General features: G+C 68.6%; 20 protein-coding genes and 1 pseudogene. 13 read left to right on the top strand and 8 right to left on the bottom strand.

Annotation, left to right across the window (positions count from 1 at the left end; genetic code table 11):
• The first annotated feature begins 2 nt into the window (after positions 1 to 2).
• Positions 3 to 1516, top strand: a pseudogene (locus AC52GN_RS15405) (helicase HerA-like domain-containing protein).
• 92 nt (positions 1517 to 1608) lie between these two features.
• Positions 1609 to 1968: a DUF3060 domain-containing protein gene (locus AC52GN_RS15410; RefSeq protein WP_496527650.1), complete on the top strand. Its 360-nt coding sequence runs from the start codon at positions 1609 to 1611 to the stop codon at positions 1966 to 1968.
• 4 nt (positions 1969 to 1972) lie between these two features.
• Here AC52GN_RS15410 and AC52GN_RS15415 read toward each other — a convergent pair whose 3' ends face one another.
• Positions 1973 to 3124 carry an MltA domain-containing protein gene (locus AC52GN_RS15415; protein ID WP_496527651.1) on the bottom strand — a complete coding sequence of 384 codons (1152 nt, stop codon included), beginning with the start codon at positions 3122 to 3124 and terminating at the stop codon, positions 1973 to 1975.
• Entirely contained in the window at positions 3124 to 3741 is a 618-nt protein-coding gene (gene timA, locus AC52GN_RS15420) for a TIM44-related membrane protein TimA (RefSeq protein WP_291781205.1), read from the bottom strand. The genes AC52GN_RS15415 and timA overlap by 1 nt, the downstream gene beginning before the upstream one ends.
• A 254-nt stretch (positions 3742 to 3995) precedes the next feature.
• Between timA and secB the strand changes: the two genes are divergently transcribed.
• Both secB and AC52GN_RS15430 read left to right on the top strand, forming a co-directional pair.
• On the top strand, positions 3996 to 4508 hold the full coding sequence (gene secB / locus AC52GN_RS15425) for a protein-export chaperone SecB (protein ID WP_291780472.1): 513 nt from the start codon (positions 3996 to 3998) through the stop codon (positions 4506 to 4508).
• A gap of 105 nt (positions 4509 to 4613) precedes the next feature.
• Positions 4614 to 4955: a putative quinol monooxygenase gene (locus AC52GN_RS15430; RefSeq protein ID WP_496527652.1), complete on the top strand. Its 342-nt coding sequence runs from the start codon at positions 4614 to 4616 to the stop codon at positions 4953 to 4955.
• Here the strand turns inward: AC52GN_RS15430 and dnaQ are convergent.
• The 6 genes from dnaQ to AC52GN_RS15460 are packed head-to-tail and all read right to left on the bottom strand — an operon-like array spanning position 4913 to position 9409.
• The gene (gene dnaQ / locus AC52GN_RS15435) at positions 4913 to 5638 is read right to left on the bottom strand and encodes a DNA polymerase III subunit epsilon (RefSeq protein WP_291780466.1); all 726 of its coding nucleotides are present in this window, start codon (positions 5636 to 5638) and stop codon (positions 4913 to 4915) included. The genes AC52GN_RS15430 and dnaQ overlap by 43 nt on opposite strands.
• 37 nt (positions 5639 to 5675) lie before the next feature.
• Positions 5676 to 6455: an aminoglycoside phosphotransferase family protein gene (locus AC52GN_RS15440; RefSeq protein ID WP_496527653.1), complete on the bottom strand. Its 780-nt coding sequence runs from the start codon at positions 6453 to 6455 to the stop codon at positions 5676 to 5678.
• A 32-nt stretch (positions 6456 to 6487) separates the two neighbouring features.
• Positions 6488 to 7111, bottom strand: a complete 624-nt coding sequence (coaE, locus tag AC52GN_RS15445; protein WP_496527654.1) for a dephospho-CoA kinase — start codon at positions 7109 to 7111, stop codon at positions 6488 to 6490.
• Complete coding sequence (locus AC52GN_RS15450; protein WP_496527655.1) at positions 7108 to 7947, bottom strand: shikimate dehydrogenase family protein; 840 nt, start codon at positions 7945 to 7947, stop codon at positions 7108 to 7110. The genes coaE and AC52GN_RS15450 overlap by 4 nt, the downstream gene beginning before the upstream one ends.
• A complete protein-coding gene (locus tag AC52GN_RS15455; protein ID WP_496527656.1) occupies positions 7944 to 8543 on the bottom strand; it encodes a Maf family protein in 600 nt (199 codons plus the stop codon). Before AC52GN_RS15455 ends, AC52GN_RS15450 begins: the two co-directional genes overlap by 4 nt.
• On the bottom strand, positions 8540 to 9409 hold the full coding sequence (locus AC52GN_RS15460; RefSeq protein ID WP_291780450.1) for a pyruvate, water dikinase regulatory protein: 870 nt from the start codon (positions 9407 to 9409) through the stop codon (positions 8540 to 8542). The genes AC52GN_RS15455 and AC52GN_RS15460 overlap by 4 nt, the downstream gene beginning before the upstream one ends.
• Positions 9410 to 9893: 484 nt before the next feature.
• On the opposite strand from AC52GN_RS15460, the gene hemE reads away from it, so the two are divergent.
• The 9 genes from hemE to AC52GN_RS15505 all read left to right on the top strand — a co-directional run bounded on the left by hemE (position 9894) and on the right by AC52GN_RS15505 (position 19320).
• Complete coding sequence (hemE, locus tag AC52GN_RS15465; protein WP_496527657.1) at positions 9894 to 10928, top strand: uroporphyrinogen decarboxylase; 1035 nt, start codon at positions 9894 to 9896, stop codon at positions 10926 to 10928.
• Complete coding sequence (gene hemH / locus AC52GN_RS15470) at positions 10925 to 12004, top strand: ferrochelatase (protein ID WP_496527658.1); 1080 nt, start codon at positions 10925 to 10927, stop codon at positions 12002 to 12004. Before hemE ends, hemH begins: the two co-directional genes overlap by 4 nt.
• Before the next feature lie 10 nt (positions 12005 to 12014).
• Positions 12015 to 12482, top strand: coding sequence for a CopD family protein (locus AC52GN_RS15475; RefSeq protein ID WP_496527659.1), 468 nt, complete (start codon positions 12015 to 12017; stop codon positions 12480 to 12482).
• A gap of 251 nt (positions 12483 to 12733) precedes the next feature.
• On the top strand, positions 12734 to 14233 hold the full coding sequence (gene rho / locus AC52GN_RS15480; protein ID WP_338577514.1) for a transcription termination factor Rho: 1500 nt from the start codon (positions 12734 to 12736) through the stop codon (positions 14231 to 14233).
• Between the two features lie 86 nt (positions 14234 to 14319).
• Positions 14320 to 14559, top strand: a complete 240-nt coding sequence (locus AC52GN_RS15485; protein ID WP_003166554.1) for a DUF6489 family protein — start codon at positions 14320 to 14322, stop codon at positions 14557 to 14559.
• Positions 14560 to 14583: 24 nt separating this feature from the next.
• Entirely contained in the window at positions 14584 to 15897 is a 1314-nt protein-coding gene (mnmE, locus tag AC52GN_RS15490; RefSeq protein WP_496527660.1) for a tRNA uridine-5-carboxymethylaminomethyl(34) synthesis GTPase MnmE, read from the top strand.
• A gap of 63 nt (positions 15898 to 15960) precedes the next feature.
• Complete coding sequence (mnmG, locus tag AC52GN_RS15495) at positions 15961 to 17874, top strand: tRNA uridine-5-carboxymethylaminomethyl(34) synthesis enzyme MnmG (RefSeq protein ID WP_496528824.1); 1914 nt, start codon at positions 15961 to 15963, stop codon at positions 17872 to 17874.
• On the top strand, positions 17874 to 18494 hold the full coding sequence (rsmG, locus tag AC52GN_RS15500; RefSeq protein ID WP_496527661.1) for a 16S rRNA (guanine(527)-N(7))-methyltransferase RsmG: 621 nt from the start codon (positions 17874 to 17876) through the stop codon (positions 18492 to 18494). Before mnmG ends, rsmG begins: the two co-directional genes overlap by 1 nt.
• Positions 18484 to 19320, top strand: coding sequence for a ParA family protein (locus tag AC52GN_RS15505; protein WP_291780431.1), 837 nt, complete (start codon positions 18484 to 18486; stop codon positions 19318 to 19320). The genes rsmG and AC52GN_RS15505 overlap by 11 nt, the downstream gene beginning before the upstream one ends.
• Positions 19321 to 19386: the final 66 nt, after the last annotated feature.

Raw genomic sequence — 19386 nt, forward strand, 5'->3', positions numbered from 1 at the left:
TCATGACCGACGCCCCCGCCCTGTTTCTCGGCCAGTCCTTCGAGGGCGCGCCCGAGCGCCTCTTGCTGAACCGGGCCAATCGCCACGGCGTCGTCGCCGGCGCCACCGGAACGGGCAAGACCGTGACCCTTCAGATCATGGCCCAGGGCTTTTCTGAGGCGGGCGTCCCCGTCTTCTGCGCCGATGTGAAGGGCGACCTGTCCGGCATCAGCCAGGATGGCGGCGTCGAGAAGTTCGCCGAGCGCGCGGGCAAGATGGGCCTGACCCTGAACGGCAAGTCGGCGCCCGTCGTCTTCTGGGACCTGTACGGCCAGAAGGGGCACCCGATCCGGGCCACGGTCTCCGATGTCGGTCCGGTCCTGCTGGCCCGGATGCTGGAGTTGAACGACGTGCAGGAAGGAGTGCTGACCGTCGCCTTCCACGTCGCCGACAAGGAGGGCCTGCTGCTGCTGGACCTGGAGGATCTGCGCGCCCTGCTGGCCTATGTCGGCGAGAACGCCCAGACCATCGGCCGCGAGGTCGGCAACGTCTCGCCCACCTCCATCGCCGCCATCCAGCGGGCCCTGCTTCAGCTGGAGCAGCAGGGCGGCAAGGCCTTCTTCGGCGAACCGGCCCTGCGTCTGGAGGACATGATGCGCACCGCCCTGGACGGCCGGGGCCAGGTGAACGTGCTGGACGCCACGCGGCTGATGAACAGCCCGCGGCTCTACGCCGCCTTCCTGCTGTGGCTGCTGTCCGAGCTGTTCGAGCAACTGCCCGAGATCGGCGACCCGGACAAGCCGCGCCTGGTCTTCTTCTTCGACGAGGCCCACCTGCTGTTCAACGACGCGCCCAGGGGCCTGCTGGAGAAGGTCGAGCAGGTCGTGCGCCTGATCCGCTCCAAGGGCGTCGGCGTCTATTTCGTCACCCAGAACCCGGCCGACATTCCCGACAGCGTCCTGGCCCAACTGGGCAACCGGGTGCAGCACGCGTTGCGCGCCTACACCCCTGCCGAGCAGAAAGGATTGCGCGCCGCCGCCCAGAGTTTCCGCGCCAATCCCGCCTTCGACACGGCAGAGGCCATCCAGGCCCTGGGCGTGGGCGAGGCCCTGGTGTCGACCCTGGACGAGAAGGGCGCGCCGACCGTGGTGGCCCAGACCAAGATCCGTCCGCCCGACTCGCGCCTCGGCCCGGCGACCGAGGCCGAACGCGCCGCGACCATGGCCGCCAGCCCGGTGCGCGGCGTCTATGACACGGCGGTCAACCGCGAGTCGGCCGAAGAGGTGCTGAAGGCCCGCCGCGCCCAGGCCGACCGCATCGAAGCCGAGACCGCCACGGCGGCGGCTGAAGCCAAGGCGGCGGAAAAGGCCGCCCGTTCGACCGCTGCGTCCCGCGCGCCGCCGCGCCGCGCCCGCGCGCCTCGTCCAACCGGCAAACGCCGATGGAGGCTCTGACCAAGTCGGTGCTGCGAACCGCCGGCTCGACCATCACCCGCGAACTGCTGCGCGGCGTGCTGGGCAGTCTGAAAAAACGATAGGCCGGGCGCCATCAGGTCCAGCCTCCGGGAACCCGGCCAAGCTTCAGCGCATTTGAGCGCGGCCTTCAACCTGACCGTCTGGATTCCCGCCCATGCTGATTTCGCCTGTCGCCTCCATCGTCGTTACGGCTCTTGCCTTCCTGCCGACCCAGATCGGCGCGGTCTACATCGGTCCTGAGCTCATAGAGGTGGCGGGCATGGGCCACATACGGACCATCCCCTGCGAAGGTCGACGCGTCGAGGTTCAGGGCACGGGCCACGCCCTGACCTTCACCGGCGTCTGTTCGGGTCTGGAACTGTCCGGCGCGAACAACTTCGTCACCATCACCCTGTCGCCGAACGCCGTGCTGGACGTCTCGGGCAGCGGTCAGGCCGTGCGCTGGCGTTCGTCCGGCGAGCCCCGCCAGAGCCTGAGCGGCGCCAACAACAGCGTCGTCCGCGTCCGAGACTGATCAGTCAGCCGCGCGGGACAAGGCGCCACATCCGCAAGGGGTGGCGCACCGCCCCCGCCTCATGCCCCGCTGCGTCGCCTCGGCCGATGTAGAGATCGGCGCGCACGGGGCCGCGGATCGCCGAGCCGGTGTCGAGCGTCATGACCAGACCGCGATAGCTGGCGCGCGCGCCGCGCAGATTGCCGCCGTCCGCCTCGATCCAGGCCGCCTCGCCGTAAGTCCAGCGCGAGGGGTCCACCGCGATCGACCGGCGCGCAGGCAAAGGCACCCCCGCCGCCCCCGTCGCCTCGTTTCCGTCGTCGGCGCTGGTGGTAAAGAAGATGTAGCGGGGGTTCAGCGCCATCACCCGACGCGCCTCGGCCCCGCGATGGGCGGACAGCCAGCCGCGGATGGCCTCGCCCGAGGTCCCGTCGCGCGGCAGCAGACCCTGTTCCGCCATCGGCCGGGCGATGCCGACGAATTTGGCCCCGTTGTCGGCGGCGTAGGCGGCCCTCAGACGGGCGCCGTCCGGGAAGGTCAGGGTTCCCGAACCTTGAATCTGCAGGAAGAAGAGGTCCTCGGCCTTCATCCAGGCTAGGACGGAGGACTGGGCCGAGCCCGCCTCGATGGCGGCGCGATCGCCGACGTCGGCCAGATTGGCCGGGCGGCTGAGGACCGGGGCGTCGAACTCCGCGTCCGGAACGCGACGGGCCGGATACTCGGGCGCGAAATAGGCGGTCAGCAGGCCGCGCCCACCGTCGTCGGTGCGGACTTCGGTCGCCGTGAAGCGGTTTTCAAGGAAGGCGCGCGCATCGCTGGGATTGGCCCCGGCGGCCAGGGCGCGCGCGTCGCGACAGGTTTCGACGGCGATGCGCGACGGACCGCAGCCGACGGCGTAGGCGCGCAGGGCGGCCAGGTGATCCTCTTCGGACCAGCCGGGCAGGGCGGCCAGGCTGAGCTCGCCGACCGCGGGCGGCGATACAGGCGGGGACACGGGCGGCGGGACGGTCGGCGCAGGTCCGGGGCCCGGCATGGGAACCGGGCGCGGGGTCGAGGCGCAGGCCGCAGCCAGCAGGGACAGGGCCAGGACGCCGGACAGACCGCCCAGTCGTCCAAGCGGAGCCGTAAGGAGACGGGTCGCGCCCGTCTGATCGAGGGGCGCGGACCGAGCCGTCATCAGGCGGTCGCCGGCTCGACGCGGGCCAGGGCCCAGTTGGGGTCGGACGCGCCCAGACGGCGCTCGAAGGTCCAGATCTCGGCGGTGCGCCGCTCCTCGGTCACCGTCTCGCCGCCCGAAGGCGTGAGCGAGCCGCGCACCTCGGCCAGGAAGCGCACCTTGGCCAGGGCGCGGTCGCCCTCGGCGGTCGCCGACTCAAGATCGGCGCGCGGCGGATGGACCAGTTCGGCGCCCTCCGTGTCGCCCCGGGCTTCGCGCGCCGCGATCCCGGCCTCGAACGAGCCCATGACCTTGTCGGTCAACAAGGGGCGCAAGGCGTCGCGGTCGCCCTTGGCGTAGGCGCGCACGATGGTCTCATAGGCCTGGCGCGCGCCCTCCAGGAAGCGGTGCGGGTCGAAGTTCGGCTCGCGCGCCTTCAGCCCGGCGATCGCCGCCGTCAGCGCGGGATCGACGACAGGTCCGCGCGGGGCCTCGGGCGCCCCGGCCGGAGCGGCCGGAACCGGAGCGGGCTTGGGGTTGTCCTCGGGCTGACGGCCGACCTTCTTGCCCAGCACATTATAGAGCTGGAACAGCAGCACCGCCGCGATGACGGCGAAGATCACGATCTGAAAGGTCACCGGCACGGTGGGTTCCTCGGCTAGTCAGGCCTCATCTTCCCGGGCGGGAAACGCCTCGGGGTTTCCCCCGGGAGGCGAAAAGGCAGGTCGTACAACGTGATTAGGGGTCGATCCGGGCGGACGCAAGGCGAAGCGAGGGACGAACGCCGGTCTCGACGTTGCGACACAGGGTCCCGCCATGCTACCGCCGCCCTTCACGCCCGCCTCCGGAGGGAGCGGGACGCCTCCATTTCTGCAAGACGGTTTCCAGACTCATGACCGACGCCACGCCGCCCGCCGACGCCAACGGCCAGACGCCCGACCAAGCCCAGCCGCAAGGCCCCGGCTTCCGTATCCTGGCCCAGTACGTCCGCGACCTGTCGTTCGAGAACCCCAAGGCGCCGGACAGCCTGCGCATCGACGGCAAGCCCGCCATCGACATGGGCGTCGAAATGAACGCCCAGGGCCGCCCCGACGGTCTGTTCGAAGTCGATCTGAAGCTGTCGATCAAGGCCACGGCCGACGACAAGACTCCGGTGTTTCACGTGGAACTGCTCTACGGCGGCCTCTTCGCCCTGCAGGGCGTCCAGCCCCAGGACATCGAGCCCCTGCTGCTGATCGAATGCCCGCGCTACCTCTTCCCCTTCGCGCGCCAGATCATCGCCCAGGCCACCGCCGACGGCGGCTTCTACCCGCCCTTCATGGTCGACCCGATCGACTTCGCCGCCATCTATGTCGCCCGTCAGCAGCAGATCGCGGGCGCCCCGGCCGAGACCGGCCAGGCATAAAAAAGGGTCGCTAACGCGAGGCGCGCGGCGCCTCGCTGCTTGAGCGACTATCTATGAGAGAGGGGCGTCTAGTCGGACGCCCCTTTTTCTTGCGCTGGAGGGTCCGTGCTCAAGGTCATCGCCGAGGACTTCATCAAGCCCGAACATGTCGAGACGGTGCGGCCTCTCTACGCCGAACTGGTGCGGCTGACGCGGCAGGAGCCGCTGTGCCGCGCCTATGATCTGTTCGAGGATCGCAAACAGCCCGGCCATTTCATCTTCATCGAGGAATGGCCCGACCAGGCGGCGCTCGACGCCCATTGCGCCAGCGAGCACTTCCGGCGCCTGGTCCCCCAGATCGACGCCCATCAGACCAGGGCGGGGACCTATATCCTGATGAAGCCCGTCCTGGCGGGCCCCGCCGATCAGGCGGCTTCTTCAGCCTCGATCTCGACCGTCACCCCATAGCCCGCCCACAAGCTGAAGTCCTTGAGCGTCGCCTTGAGGAAGGCCAGGTGCGCAGCCTCTTCCTCGGCCGTGACCAGGGCGGGGAGGGGGCGCGGCCGGGCGCCGTAGGCCGCGCGCTCCGCCGTCTCCGTCGCGCCGCTGCGCGTCGAGGTCAGGTCCAGCGCCCGCTCCTTGCCGCCGCGCAGCTCCAGATAGACTTCGGCCAGCAGACGGGCGTCGATCAGGGCGCCGTGCAGGGTGCGCTCGACCAGGCTGATCTTGTAGCGTTTGCACAGGGCGTCCAGCGAGTTGGCCATGCCCGGAAACCGCTTCTGGGCCAAGGCCAGGGTGTCGATCCAGCGATCCTGCGGCGGCGGCTTGCGGCCGATGCGGCCGATCTCGAAGTCGATGAAGTTGCGGTCGAAGTTGGCGTTGTGCGCGATCAGGGGCGCGTCCCCCAGGAACTCCATCAGGTCATCGACGACTTCATGGAATTTGGGCGCATCCTTCACCTTGTCGTCGGTGATGCCGTGCACCTTGATCGCGTCCGGGGGGATCAGCCGCTCGGGGTTGATGAAGCGATGGAAGGTCCGCCCCGTCGGCAGCAGGTCCTCGATCTCGATGCAGCCCACCTCGATCAGCCGGTCGCCGGTCTTGGGATCAAAGCCGGTGGTTTCAGTGTCGAGAACGATTTCGCGGGCCATGTCCCTTAATGCCGGGGTTCGGCCCTGAACGAAAGCCTCAGACCTCCAGGGTCCGACGGATGGCCTGAGCGACCTCCAGACTGCGCGCCGCCTCCTCGCGGTTCTCATCCTCCAGATGCCAGGCGGCGGAGAGGCAGGCGTGACAGAATCCCCAGGCCAGGATCGCCTGTGCCGGCCGTCCGACCGCCGGCGCCAGGGTCCGGGCCAGACGCTGCGCCCGCTCGGGATCGGTTCGAAGATCCTGCCGCTCCACAGGATTGTAGAGCAGATTGGCCGCATCATAGGCCGGATCGCCCAGGACGCCGTGCGGATCGATCGCCAGCCAGCCGCGTGGGCCGTGCAGGATGTTGTCGTGATGAAGATCGCCGTGCAGCGGCCGGATCGACACGCCTTCCGACATCAGGCTCGCTGCCAGGCCTGCGGCCTCGCTGAACAAGCCGCCCTGATTGTCGGCCTCAAGCCTCAACGCCGCGAAACGGTCCTCCATGGTCTGGAGGCCTCCGGCCGGGCGATCCGAAGGCGCGTGAAGCGCGCCCAGCACATCGGCGGCGATGCGGGTCGCGGCGGCGTCGCCCTCGACGTCCAGCACCGAGGTCAGGGTGCGGCGGCCGGCGTCCTCAAGCCATTGCCAATCCCCCTCCGCGCCCAGAAGGCGGATCGCGCCGGCTCCGTCACGCCAACGCAACCAGGCCAGAGCCTGCGGCGCGTCCGGCGCCGCCTGCGGGCTCAGACGTTTGACCACGCTCGTGCGGCCGTCGCTGTCCACGGCTCGCCAGACCGAGCCGCCAATCCCCTCGGCCAGGAGGGTCAGCTTCATCAGCTTCCAGACGGAAGGGACCGCGGGCGGCGTCATGCTCGGGCGGCGCTCGTTGGCGATCGCCAGTCCGGCGACAGAACGGTCTTCACGACCGCGCGCACCTGGTCGCGCGCGGCGTCCAGCCCGTGACCCGTGTCGATCAGGAAATCGGCGCGCGCGCGCTTTTCGGCGTCCGGCGTCTGGCGCGCCAGGATGGCTTCGAACCGTTCGCGCGTCATGCCGGGACGGGCCAGGACGCGCTGCGCCTGAACCTCGGCGTCCGCCGTGACCACGATCACGGCGTCGACGAAAGCCTCGCCGCCGGTCTCGAACAAAAGGGGGATGTCCACGACCGCCAGCCGGGCGCCCTGCGCGGCCGCCGTCTTCAAGGTCTCGGCCCGGTCAGCCGCGACCAGCGGATGGACGATGGCCTCCAGCCGCTGGAAGGCGGCCTCGTCGCGACCCAGGGCTTCGGCCAGACGCGACCGATCCACAGCCCCGTCCACGACCACGCCGGAAAAGGCCTGCGCCAACGGAGCGACCGCCGCGCCGCCGGGGGCGTAGAGGCGATGAACGGCGGCGTCGGCGTCCCACACCACGGCGCCTTCGTCAGCGAACATCCGCGCCGTGGTCGACTTGCCCATGCCGATGGAGCCGGTCAGGCCGAGGACGATCAAACCGCTTCTCCGAGATGCGCCAGAAGCAGGGCGCGCAGGTCCAGCGGCGGCGGCGGGCGGCGGAAGATGGCCTCGAACGACGGCGTCGCCTGGCCGATCAGCATGGCCAGACCGTCCACGGCGGTCAGGCCGCGCGCCCGCGCCGCCGCCAGCAGGGGCGTGACGACAGGCTTGTAGGTCATGTCCATGACCACCGCCGACGGCTTGAGCGTTTCCAACGCGATGTCCGGCGCCACGCTCAAGGCGTTGATGACCAGATCGGCGTCTTCCAGGACGCCAGCGTCCGGGGCGACCGAAACGGCCGGGCCCAGGTCGACGGCCAGGGCCTCGGCCCGCTCGCGCGTGCGGTTCAGGATGGACAGGGCGACGCCCGCCTCGATCAGGGCGCCCGCGCCCGCCCGCGCCGCGCCCCCCGCGCCCAGGATGACGACGGAGGCGCCGTTCAGCTTCAGCCCCGGCGCCTGTTCCGCCAGGGCGTAGAGCACGCCCGCGCCGTCGGCGCTCTCGGCCCGCACCCGGCCCTCTTCGAAGACCAGGATGTTGGCCGAGCCGGTCAGGCGCGCCGCCGCCCCAGCTTCATCGGCCAGGGCGAAGGCCTGTTCCTTGAACGGCGCCGTGACGTTGACGCCGGCGATCAGCCCCGCGCGGCCCGCCGCCACCAAAGCCTCGAACCCCGCCGCATCCCGGGGCGCGAAAGCGGCGTAGGCGGCGTCGATTCCGCCCGCCTCCAGCCAGGCGTTGTGGATCACCGGGCTGAGCGAATGGCTGACCGGATATCCGACGATGCCGCCCAGCAGGGCGGCGCCGGTGATGCGGCCGACAGGCTTGCCGTTCATGATGCGATCACCCCCGCGCGACGCAGTTCGGCCAGGACCGGCCACAGCGGCAGGCCCAGGACCGTGAAATAGTCGCCTTCCACCGCCTCGAACAGCTGCGCGCCCAGCCCCTCGAGCCGGTAGGAGCCGACGCAGGACAGCAGCCCCTCTCCCTCCGCCGCCAGATAGGCGTCGAGGAAGGCGTCGGAGAAGTCGCGCATCTTCATCTCGACCGTATCGACCCCGGACCAGACGACCTGGCCGTTGCGGGCCAGGGCGGCCCCCGAATGAAGCTGATGCGTGCGGCCGCGCATGGCCGACAACCGTTCGCGCGCGGCGTCCAGCGCCGCCGCCTTGGACACCAGGCCCCCGTCGAAGGCCAGGGTCTGGTCGGCGCCCAACACCCAGGCGTCGGCGTCGTGGCGCGACACCGCCAGGGCCTTGGCCCGCGCCAGCTCGACCGCCAGCTCGACCGGGTCGACGCCCGGCGTCTTCAGCGCGTCCTCGTCCACATCGGCGACCTGGACGACGAAAGGTACGCCCGCGTCGCTCAGCATGGCGCGGCGCGCGGCGCTCTTGGAGGCCAGGATCAGGCGTTCGCCTTCGGTCGTCGTCACATCGGGGCTCCCAGCTTGCGGCTGCGCCGCTCGCTCAACAGGTTGATGATGGCGGCCGCCGTCTCCTCGACCGAGCGGCGCGTCACATCAATGGTCGGCCAGCCGCGCCGCTCGAAGGCGCGTCGGGCCTTGATGGTCTCTTCGCGCACGGCGTCATGATCGACATAGGCCGAGGCGTGGCCCGCGTTGAGCCCGTCCAGCCGGTTGCGGCGGATCTGCACCAGGCGATCGGGCGACACGGTCAGGCCGACGACGAGGGGATTCTTCAGCCCGGTCAGCCGCTCGCCGTCCTCCTGGCCGGGCACCAGGGGCACATTGGCCGCGCGAATGCCTCGATGCGCCAGATAGATGCAGGTCGGCGTCTTGGAGGTGCGGCTGACGCCGCACAGCACCACGTCCGCCGCCTCCAACTGCTCCAGCGTGCCTTGGCCGTCGTCATGGGCGATGGCGTAGTCGAGCGCGCTCATGCGGTTGAAATAGCCCGTATCCAGGGCGTGCTGCGCCCCGACCCGCGCCGAAACATCCGCCCCCAGATAGCGCGACAAGGCCCCCACCAGCGGGTCCAGCGCCCCGATCTGCGGCATCTGCAGCCGACGGCAGCCTTCCTCCAGCTGCTCGCGCAGGTCCCGGTCGACGAGGGTGTGCAGCACCACGCCGGGGGCCGCCGCCACCTCTTCCAGGACGCGATCCATCTGCTTGGTCGACCGCACCAGGGCGTAGATGTGCTCGATCGGAATGACGCCGTCGAAGCGGGCGATCACCGCCTTGGCCATGGCGTTCAGCGTCTCGCCGGTCGAGTCCGACACCAGGTGGACGTGAAAATAGGTGGCCAGGCGCGAGGCGCCGGGAGGGCGGGCGGGACTCATGAGGACGGCGTCTCCTTCTCCGAACCGGTCAGACCATCCCCGCGCCCTGTTGAAAAGCCGGGGCGCCGTTCGTGAAAGACCGGGCGCCGAATCCTCTAGCAAGCCCCGACGCCGGTCGCGAGCGGGGATCGCGGGCGCCGTCGCCCCGATCGGCGCCGGAGTCGTCCGCCTGGGCGCCGGAGATTCATCCCGTTCTGGGGGTCGGACAATTTGTCCAACAACGGCGCCCGTGGATTCACCCACAACGGCGCCCAGAGAGGAAGCCGAGTCCCGCGGGTGTTTCACGGCTTATCCCCATGACTCACACCCCGCCTTGTAAACGCCCGGATTTCTCCGTCGCCGATAGGGGACAAAAGGGAGTCGAACCGGGACTGTCGACACTTATCCCCGCGCTCCCCGGCCCTGCTTCCAACCTCTAATTTTTTCAATTCTTAAATCTGAATAGGGATTGAGGCTTGAGGGTGTGCATCCTAAAGGCCGAGACATGAGCACGCCCCTTCTGATCCAGGCTCTCCAGGGCCGAACCCTTTCTCGCCCGCCCGTGTGGTTCATGCGTCAGGCCGGGCGCTACCTGCCGGAATACCGCGAGCTGCGAGCCAAGGCGCCGGACTTCATCGCCTTCTGTCTGAACCCCGAGATGGCGGCGGAGGCGACGTTGCAGCCGATGCGCCGTTTCGGCTTCGACGCCGCCATCGTCTTCGCCGACATCCTGCTGATCCCCGGCGCCTTGGGCCAGAAGGTGTGGTTCGAGGCGGGGGAGGGGCCGCGTCTGGGCGCCCTGCCGTCCGTGCAGTCGATGGCCGACAAGGCTCAGCAGGCTGGAGAAGCCCTCAAGGCCGTGGGCCAGACGCTCAGCCTGGTGCGCGCGGAACTGGAGCCTGAACGCGCCCTGATCGGTTTCGCCGGGGCGCCGTGGACCGTGGCCACCTATATGCTGGACGGCGAACACCGCACCATGGGCAAGGGCGAGCGCGGTCTGGCGCGCACCTACGCCTACACCCAGCCCGAGATCGTCTACGGCCTGCTGGACGTGCTGGTGGAGGCCACCGCCCACTATCTGAAGATGCAGCAGGACGCGGGCGCCCAGGTCCTGAAGATCTTCGAGAGCTGGGCCGAGGGCCTGCCCGACAATCTGTTCGAAACCCTGGTGCTCAAGCCGCATCAGAAGCTGGTCGCCCGCGCCCGCGAACTGGGCGTCACCGTGCCTCTGATCGGCTTCCCGAGGGGCTCGGCGGCCCTGGCTGAACGCTATGCGCGCGAATGCGACGTGCAGGGCGTGGCGTTGGACACCGCCTGTCCTCTGGAGGTCGGCCAGCGCGTCCAGGCCATCAAGCCCATCCAGGGCGCGCTGGACCCCCTGCTGCTGCGCGCAGGCGGCGACGCTCTGGACCGCCGCGTCGACCAACTGATGGAGGCCTGGGGCCAGGGGCCGTGGATCTTCAACCTGGGCCACGGGATCCTGCCGGACGTGCCGATCGCCCATGTCGAGCAGGTGCTGAAGCGGATCGGCGCCCAATGAACAAGGCCGCCACAAACCCCGAGGGACGACCCAACCGGCGCGTGGCGGTCGTTCTGACCAATCTGGGCGGTCCTGATCGCCCCGAAGCGGTCAAACCCTTCCTGTTCAACCTGTTCAACGACCCGGCCATCATCGGCTTGCCGGGGGTGTTCCGCACGCCTCTGGCGAAGCTGATCTCCAGCCGTCGCGAGACCTCGGCCCAGGCCAACTACGCCCTGATGGGCGGCGGCTCTCCCCTGCTGCCCGAGACGCAGAAGCAGGCCGAAGCCCTGTCGCGCGCCCTGGCCGACGCCGCGCCGGGCGACGACAGCCGCGTCTTCATCGCCATGCGCTACTGGCATCCGCTGACGGAAGAGGCGGCGGCGGCGGTCAAGGCCTTCGAGCCGGACAAGATCGTCCTTCTGCCCCTCTATCCGCAGTTCTCGACCACCACGACGGCCTCCTCGCTGAAGAAGTGGACCGAGTGCTACGACGGCCCCGGCGAGACCCACGTCGTCTGCTGCTATCCGGACGCTGAGGGGCTGATCGAGGCCCAGGCGCGTCTGATCAGGCAAACGCTTGATAAGGCCGAAGGAAAGCCGGTTCGGGTGCTGTTCTCGGCTCACGGCATCCCTGAGAAGCTGGTCGCGGCCGGCGATCCTTATCAGGCTCAGGTCGAGGCCACCGTGGCCGCCGTGGTCGAACACATGGGCCTGACGGATTGGGCCATCTGCTATCAGAGCCGAGTCGGGCCGCTGAAATGGCTGGGACCGGCCACGCCGGACGCCATCGAGCAGGCGGGCCGGGACGGCGTGGGCGCCGTCGTCGTGCCCATCGCCTTCGTCTCTGAACACATCGAGACCCTGGTCGAACTGGACATGGAATACGGCGAACTGGCGCATAAGGTCGGTTGCGCCCCTTATTTACGCGCCCCGACGGTCAGCGCGGACCCGGTCTTCATCACCGCCCTGGCCCAAGCGGTCGAGCGGGCGCTGGAGACGCCGGGGACCGCGCCGCAGGGGGCTTCTATGGGCGGACCATGCGCCCACTTGAAAGCCTGTCCGTCTGGCTGTTCAAAGGTCTCCAGGGCGGCCTGAGGGGAGCGACATGGACTATTACAACCTGGCCCGCGGGCTGCACATTCTGGCGGTGATCGCCTGGATGGCCGGAATGCTCTTCCTGCCGCGTCTGTTCGCCTATGACGCCGAGCAGAACGCCAAGCCCGAACCCCTGCGCGGCGAGATGCAGGCCCTGTTGCGGGTCTGGCAGACGCGTCTGCTGCGCATCATCATCAATCCGGCGATGATCTTGGCCTTCGTCTTCGGCGGCTGGCTGCTGTGGCTGCGCAGCGGCGACGGCGCCGACTGGTCCTTCACCCATCAGCCGTGGATGGTGACCAAGCTGATCGGCGTCTTCTTGTTGGCGGCTTGGCACGGCTTCCTGGCTGGGCAGCGCAAGAAGATCGCGGCGGGGACGTCGAAATATTCGGGTCGCTTCTGGCGGATGACCAATGAGATTCCCTTCGTCCTGGCCATCATCATGGTGTTGTCGGTGACGATGGAGTGGACATTCTAGAAGTCCTGACGCGAGCGACGGGGGCGCGCGCTGCTTGAGGGCCCTTGACCCGCATGGGTCTTTCGTGGTTCCGCTGCGGTGAACCGTGCGGCCGATCCGTGCAGTGCGGTCCCTCTCTTTTCGCGACGCCTGCCGGTTCGAACCTGCGGGAGACCGTCGCCCTCCCTCCCAGCCCCTGCGGCTGAAGCCATCGACGACCTTCTGCTCCTGGGCGCCCCGCAGCGTTCGGGTGCGCGAACGAGCACGCCATCATGACCGATACGCCTGAGACGCCGGAAACCGAAGTCCCTGAAAATACGGCGGAAACGCCTGTCGAGCGGCCGCGCCGCACCCTGAGCCTAGGCGGCAGCCGCGCTGCTGCGCCGGTCGAGGAAGCCGCGCCGGAAGAAACCGTCGTCGCGCCCGTCGCCGAAGACGACGACCACGGCGTCGACACCACGGCCGAGGACGACGATGAGGACGACGACGGCGAACCCATCGTCCCCAACGGCCGCATCACGCTTCAGGAATTGAACGAGAAGACGCCGGAAGACCTGGTCGCCTTCGCCGAGGGTCTGGACATCGAGAACGCCGGCAACCTGCGCAAGCAGGACCTGCTGTTCGCCATCCTCAAGACCCTGGCCGATGAAGAGGTCGAGATCATCGCCTCGGGCGTGCTGGAGATCCTGCCGGACGGCTTCGGCTTCCTGCGCAGCCCCGACGCCAACTATCTACCCGGTCCGGACGACGTCTATGTCTCGCCGTCGCAGATCCGCCGGTTCGGCCTGCGCTCGGGCGACACGGTGCACGGCGCCGTGCGCGGCCCGCGTGAGGGCGAGCGCTATTTCGCCCTGCTCAAGGTCGACACGATCAACTTCGAAGATCCGGAGATGGTCAAGACCAAGGTCCTGTTCGACAACCTGACGCCGCTCTATCCCGAAGAGCGGCTGCACATGGAAATCCAGGACCCGACGCTGAAGGACCGTTCGGGCCGGGTCATCGACATTGTCGCCCCGCTCGGCAAGGGCCAGCGCTGCCTGATCGTCGCCCCGCCGCGCGTCGGTAAGACGGTGATGCTGCAGAACATCGCCAAGTCGATCGAGCGCAACCACCCGGAAGTCTTCCTGATCGTCCTGCTGATCGACGAACGCCCGGAAGAAGTCACCGACATGCAGCGCACGGTGAAGGGCGAGGTCGTCGCCTCGACCTTCGACGAGCCCGCCTCGCGCCACGTCGCCGTCGCCGAAATGGTGATCGAAAAGGCCAAGCGCCTGGTCGAGCACAAGAAGGACGTGGTGATCCTGCTGGACTCCATCACCCGCCTGGGCCGCGCCTACAACGCCACCGTTCCGTCGTCGGGCAAGGTGCTGACCGGCGGCGTCGACGCCAACGCCCTGCAACGTCCGAAGCGCTTCTTCGGCGCCGCGCGCAATGTGGAGCAGGGCGGCTCGCTGACCATTATCGCCACGGCCCTGATCGACACCGGCAGCCGCATGGACGAGGTGATCTTCGAAGAGTTCAAGGGCACCGGCAACTCGGAAATCGTCCTGGATCGCAAGGTCGCTGACAAGCGCATCTTCCCGGCCATCGACGTGCTCAAGTCCGGCACCCGCAAGGAAGACCTCATCACGCCGAAGGACCAGTTGGCCAAGACCTATGTCCTGCGCCGCATCCTCAACCCGATGGGTCCGCAGGACGCGATCGAGTTCCTGCTCGACAAGCTGCGCCAGTCCAAGAACAACGGCGACTTCTTCCAGTCGATGAACACCTGATACTGGCCCTAGCGCCGCCCGCGCGGCGGGCGGCTGCTTGAGGGCTGTTTCACGTGAAACACGCCCCGGTCTGAAAGGCGAACGTCATGAAGTTGAACATCGAGATCGACTGCACCCCGGCCGAGGCCCGCGCCTTTCTGGGCCTGCCGGATGTGACGCCGCTCAACGATCATCTGGTCGCCGAGATGCAGAAGCGCATGGACGCCAACATGGCCGCCATGCAGCCCGATGAACTGATGAAGACCTGGACCAGCTTCGGCGTTCAGGCCCAGGACCAGTTCCGCCGCCTGATGGAAGCCGCCGTCACGGGCGCGGCCAAGCCCTGAATCTGACGACGTGGGCCTGACGACGTGAGCGACACCATCTTCGCCCTCGCCACCCCGCCGGGGCGGGGAGCCATCGCGGTGCTGCGCCTGTCCGGGGCGGCCACGGAGTCGGCGCTGACGGCGCTGGGGGCAGGGGGGCTGACCCCGCGCCTGGCCTCGGTGCGCAGCCTGCGCCACGAAGGCCGTCTGATCGACGAGGCCCTGGTGCTGCGCTTCGTCGCCCCGCGCTCCTACACGGGCGAGGATTCGGCCGAACTGCATCTGCATGGCGGTCGCGCCGTGGTGGAGGCGGCCAGCACCGCCCTGATCGCTCTGGGTCTGCGTCCGGCCGAGCCCGGCGAGTTCACCCGACGGGCCTTCCAGAACGGCCGCATGGACCTGGCCCAGGCCGAGGCCGTCGCCGATCTGATCGACGCCGAAACGGAAGCCCAGAAGTCTCAGGCCCTGGGCCAGCTGGACGGCGCCCTGTCCGCCGCCTACGCCGGGTTTCGCCGCGATCTGCTGAAGGCCCTGTCACTGGTTGAGGCCGAGATCGACTTCCCCGACGAGGAAGTGCCCGACAATCTGGCGCGCACCGCCGGGCCGGTGCTGGACGCTCTGGCCGGAGACCTGCGCGCGGCCCTGGCCGATTCCGATCGCGGGCGACGGGTGCGCGAAGGCTATCGCATCGTCCTGATCGGCGAGACGAATGCGGGCAAGTCCTCCCTGTTCAACGCCTTGGTCGCGCGTGAAGCCGCCATCGTCACGCCGATCGCCGGGACGACGCGCGACGTGTTGGACGCCGACATCATGATCGGCGGCTACGCCGTCACCTTGTCGGACACGGCGGGCCTGCGCGACAGCGACGATCCGGTCGAAGCCGAGGGCATTCGCCGCGCCCGTCTGCGCGCCGAGGGCGCCGACCTGCGCCTGTGGGTCCGCTCCCCTTCGACCGAGGGGGCTGAGGGCCCGGCCTCTGCCTTCGTCCGTCCGTCCGATCTTCAGGTGCTGAACAAGGCCGATCTCGGCGCCGTGGCGGGCGCGCCCGCTCTCGAGGCCCTGAGGGTGAGCACGACGACAGGGCAGGGGCTGGCCGAACTGCATGGCTGGATCGCGGCCCGCCTGGCGCGCGACCTGTCGGGCGCAGACTTCCCGGCCGTGACGCGCGAGCGGCATCGTCGCCGCCTGGCAGAGGCGCTGGCCGCGGTCGAGGCGGGGCGCCGCGCGCTCGATTTGGCGCCGGAGATGGCGGGGGACGACCTACGTCGCGCCGCTGACGCCCTGGCCCGCGTCACCGGAGCCATAGGGGTGGAGGACATTCTGGGCGAGGTCTTCTCTTCCTTCTGCATCGGCAAATAGGCCCGGCTTTCGCCCGTTTCACGTGAAACAACCGTTGTGGGGCCGGTGGCGATTCCGGCTCGAATGGACTATGTGGACGCCATGAGTTCGACCCCCGACCACACCTTCGACGTCGTCGTCATCGGCGGCGGTCACGCCGGTTGCGAGGCGGCGACCGCCGCGGCGCGCGCAGGCGCGCGCACCCTGCTTCTGACCCAGAAGCTGGAGACCATCGGCGAGATGAGCTGCAACCCGGCCATCGGCGGCCTGGGCAAGGGGCATCTTGTGCGCGAGATCGACGCGCTCGACGGGGTCATGGGCCGCCTGGCGGATGTGTCGGGCATCCAATTCCGCATGTTGAATCGATCCAAGGGAGCCGCTGTGCGCGGCCCGCGCAGCCAGATCGACCGGCGCCTGTATCGCGAGGCCATGCAGGCCGAACTGGCGGACTATGCCAATCTGACCCTGATGGCGGGCACGGCCGAGGGCTTGATCCTGAACGGCGACCGCGTGGTCGGCGTGACGACAGGGGCAGGGGAGACGATCCGCGCCGGCGCCGTGGTGCTGACGACCGGCACCTTCCTTAACGGGGTCATCCATCGCGGCGATCTGCGGATTCCGGCGGGGCGCTATGGCGAAGACCCTTCGACCGGACTGGCCGGCGATCTGCACGCCGCCGACCTGATGATGGGCCGGCTGAAGACCGGCACGCCCGCCCGTCTGGACGGACGCACCATCGCCTGGGAGCGGCTGGAGATGCAGGCGGCGGACGACCAGCCCGTACCCTTCAGCTTCCTGACCGATCGCATTGACGTGCCGCAAATCGCCTGCGGCGTCACCCACACGACGGAAGAGACCCACCGCATCATCGCCGACAATCTCGGCGAAAGCGCCGTCTATGGCGGACGGCTGTCGGGTCGGGGGCCGCGTTATTGCCCCTCGATCGAGGACAAGGTGGTCCGCTTCGCCGACAAGACCAGCCACCAGGTCTTCCTCGAGCCGGAAGGTTTGGATGATCCCAGCGTCTATCCGAACGGCATCTCGACCTCGGTATCCGACGCCACCCAGATGGCCTTCCTCAAGACCATGCCGGGGCTGGAAGCGGTCGAGGTGTTCCGCTTCGGCTACGCCATCGAGTACGACTATGTCGACCCGCGCGAGCTGACGCCCGCGCTGGAGGTCAAGAAGCGGCCCGGCCTGTACCTGGCGGGCCAGATCAACGGCACGACCGGCTATGAAGAGGCGGGGGCGCAAGGCCTGATCGCCGGGCTCAACGCCGCCCGCGCGGCGGCGGGATCGGACCCGCTGATCCTCGGCAGGGATCAGGCCTATATCGGCGTGATGATCGATGATCTGGTGACGCGGGGCGTCACCGAGCCCTATCGCATGTTCACCAGCCGGGCCGAGTATCGGCTGACCCTGCGCGCCGACAATGCGGATCAGCGCCTGACGCCCATCGGCATCGAGGCGGGCATCGTGGGCGCAGAACGCGCCGAGGTATGGCTGGACAAGGCCGATCGGTTGGACCGGGCGAACCGTGTTTCACGTGAAACACAGTTCACGCCCAAGGAGGCGGGGGCGCTCGGCATTACCGTCAACGCCGACGGCCAGCGTCGTTCGATCCGCGACCTGCTCGCCTTCCCCGATGTGTCCTTGGATCACTTCGTCGCCATCCGCCCCGAGATCGTCGACTGGCCAGCCGCCGTGCGCGAACAGGTCGAGATCGACGCCGTCTACGCCGGCTATCTGGACCGCCAGGCCCAGGACGCGGAGGCGCTGCGGCGGGAGGAGGGGCTGGCCTTGCCGGCCGACCTCGACTACGCGGCCATCGGCGCCCTGTCGAACGAGGTGCGCGAGAAGCTGGCCATGATCCGCCCGCTGACCCTGGGCCAGGCGGGGCGGATTGAAGGCATGACGCCGGGCGCCCTGACGGCGCTTCTGGCGCATGTGAAGAAGGTCAAGGGCGTGGCGGCTGACCTGTCGGCGGTCGTCGCCTGATGTCGGACGCCATTCAGACTTTCCGCGCCCAGACCGGCGCCAGCGACGCCAATATCGCCGACCTGCAGACTTTTCTGGCCATGCTTACCGAGGCCAATGCGGTGATGAACCTGGTCGGTCCCGACACGCTTTCAGATTTCTGGAACCGTCACGCCTGGGACAGCGCCCAGTTGCTGAACCTTGCGCCGGAAGCGAAGACCTGGGCCGATCTGGGGGCAGGGGCGGGGTTTCCCGGCGTCGTTCTGGCCATCCTTCTGAAGGGCCGGCCCGGCGCCCATGTCTCGCTGGTCGACAGCCTGGGCAAGCGCTGCCGTTTTCTTCAGACCATCGTCGATGCGCTGGATCTGCCGGCCACGGTCGTCAATGGGCGGGCCGAGGAGCAGGCGATCACGGTCGATATCGTCACGGCGCGTGCAGTGGCGGCGATGGAGAAGCTTCTGGGTTATGCACAGCCCTACTTCCAACGCGGTGCAAAAGGCCTGTTCCTCAAGGGAGAGAAGGCCGAGGCTGAGTTGAAAGAGGCCCGTCGGGTCTGGCAGTTTGAGGCCGAGCTTACGGTCTCGCGCAGCGATCCGCGCGGCCGCATCGTTTCACTGGGGAGCCTTCGCCGTGTCCGTTGAGTCCGTAAAGCCGCCCCGCGCCCATGAAACCCGCGTCCTGGCGGTCTCGAACCAGAAGGGCGGGGTGGGCAAGACCACGACCGCCATCAACCTGGGCACGGCCCTGGCGGCGATCGGCGAGAAGGTGCTGATCGTCGATATGGACCCGCAGGGCAATGCTTCGACGGGGCTGGGTGTTCCACGTGAAACACGGCGGGTGACGATCTACGACGTCATCGTCGACGGCCGCCCCGTAGACGAGGCGGCGATCGAGACCGCCGTGCCGGGTTTGTTCATCGTCGCGGCCGATCCCGACATGTCAGGGGTCGAGATTGAGCTGAGCCAGTCGGATCGCCGTTCCTATCGTCTGCGCGACGCCCTGGCGAAGCAGGGCGGCAACGGTCATTCCCGGTATGACTATGTGCTAATCGACTGCCCGCCGTCGCTGAACCTGCTGACGCTGAACGCCATGGCGGCGGCGGATGCGGTTCTGGTGCCGCTGCAGTGCGAATTCTTCGCTTTGGAAGGCCTGACGCAGCTGATGCGGACCATCGAGATGGTCCGCCAGAGCCTGAATCCGGCGCTGGATATTCAGGGCCTGGTGCTGACCATGTACGACCGTCGCAACGCCCTGTCGGGCCAGGTGGCGGCCGATGTGCGGGCCCACTTCGGGGACAAGGTCTATGACAGCGTCATCCCCCGTAACGTCCGGGTGTCCGAGGCGCCGTCGTTCGGCAAGCCGGCCCTCATCTATGATCTGAAATGTGCGGGCAGCCAGGCCTATCTGAAGCTGGCCCGCGAACTGGTGGCGCGCGAGCGCCAGCGTCGTCAGGCCCTGGCCGCCTGATCCAACTTGTAAAGCAGCGGAAACAGCATCTTGTCTGAACGTCAGCGTGGTCTGGGCCGGGGTCTC

It is taken from the genome of Brevundimonas sp. SS2672, assembly GCF_059579685.1.

Bases quoted from the DNA above. Each gene is read 5' to 3' on its own strand.
- AC52GN_RS15410 (WP_496527650.1), top strand. From the start codon at position 1,609: ATGCTGATTTCGCCTGTCGCCTCCATCGTCGTTACGGCTCTTGCCTTC.
- AC52GN_RS15415 (WP_496527651.1), bottom strand. From the start codon at position 3,124: ATGACGGCTCGGTCCGCGCCCCTCGATCAGACGGGCGCGACCCGTCTC.
- secB (WP_291780472.1), top strand. From the start codon at position 3,996: ATGACCGACGCCACGCCGCCCGCCGACGCCAACGGCCAGACGCCCGAC.
- dnaQ (WP_291780466.1), bottom strand. From the start codon at position 5,638: ATGGCCCGCGAAATCGTTCTCGACACTGAAACCACCGGCTTTGATCCC.
- AC52GN_RS15440 (WP_496527653.1), bottom strand. From the start codon at position 6,455: ATGAAGCTGACCCTCCTGGCCGAGGGGATTGGCGGCTCGGTCTGGCGA.
- AC52GN_RS15450 (WP_496527655.1), bottom strand. From the start codon at position 7,947: ATGAACGGCAAGCCTGTCGGCCGCATCACCGGCGCCGCCCTGCTGGGC.
- AC52GN_RS15460 (WP_291780450.1), bottom strand. From the start codon at position 9,409: ATGAGTCCCGCCCGCCCTCCCGGCGCCTCGCGCCTGGCCACCTATTTT.
- hemE (WP_496527657.1), top strand. From the start codon at position 9,894: ATGAGCACGCCCCTTCTGATCCAGGCTCTCCAGGGCCGAACCCTTTCT.
- hemH (WP_496527658.1), top strand. From the start codon at position 10,925: ATGAACAAGGCCGCCACAAACCCCGAGGGACGACCCAACCGGCGCGTG.
- AC52GN_RS15475 (WP_496527659.1), top strand. From the start codon at position 12,015: ATGGACTATTACAACCTGGCCCGCGGGCTGCACATTCTGGCGGTGATC.
- rho (WP_338577514.1), top strand. From the start codon at position 12,734: ATGACCGATACGCCTGAGACGCCGGAAACCGAAGTCCCTGAAAATACG.
- AC52GN_RS15485 (WP_003166554.1), top strand. From the start codon at position 14,320: ATGAAGTTGAACATCGAGATCGACTGCACCCCGGCCGAGGCCCGCGCC.
- mnmG (WP_496528824.1), top strand. From the start codon at position 15,961: ATGGACTATGTGGACGCCATGAGTTCGACCCCCGACCACACCTTCGAC.
- rsmG (WP_496527661.1), top strand. From the start codon at position 17,874: ATGTCGGACGCCATTCAGACTTTCCGCGCCCAGACCGGCGCCAGCGAC.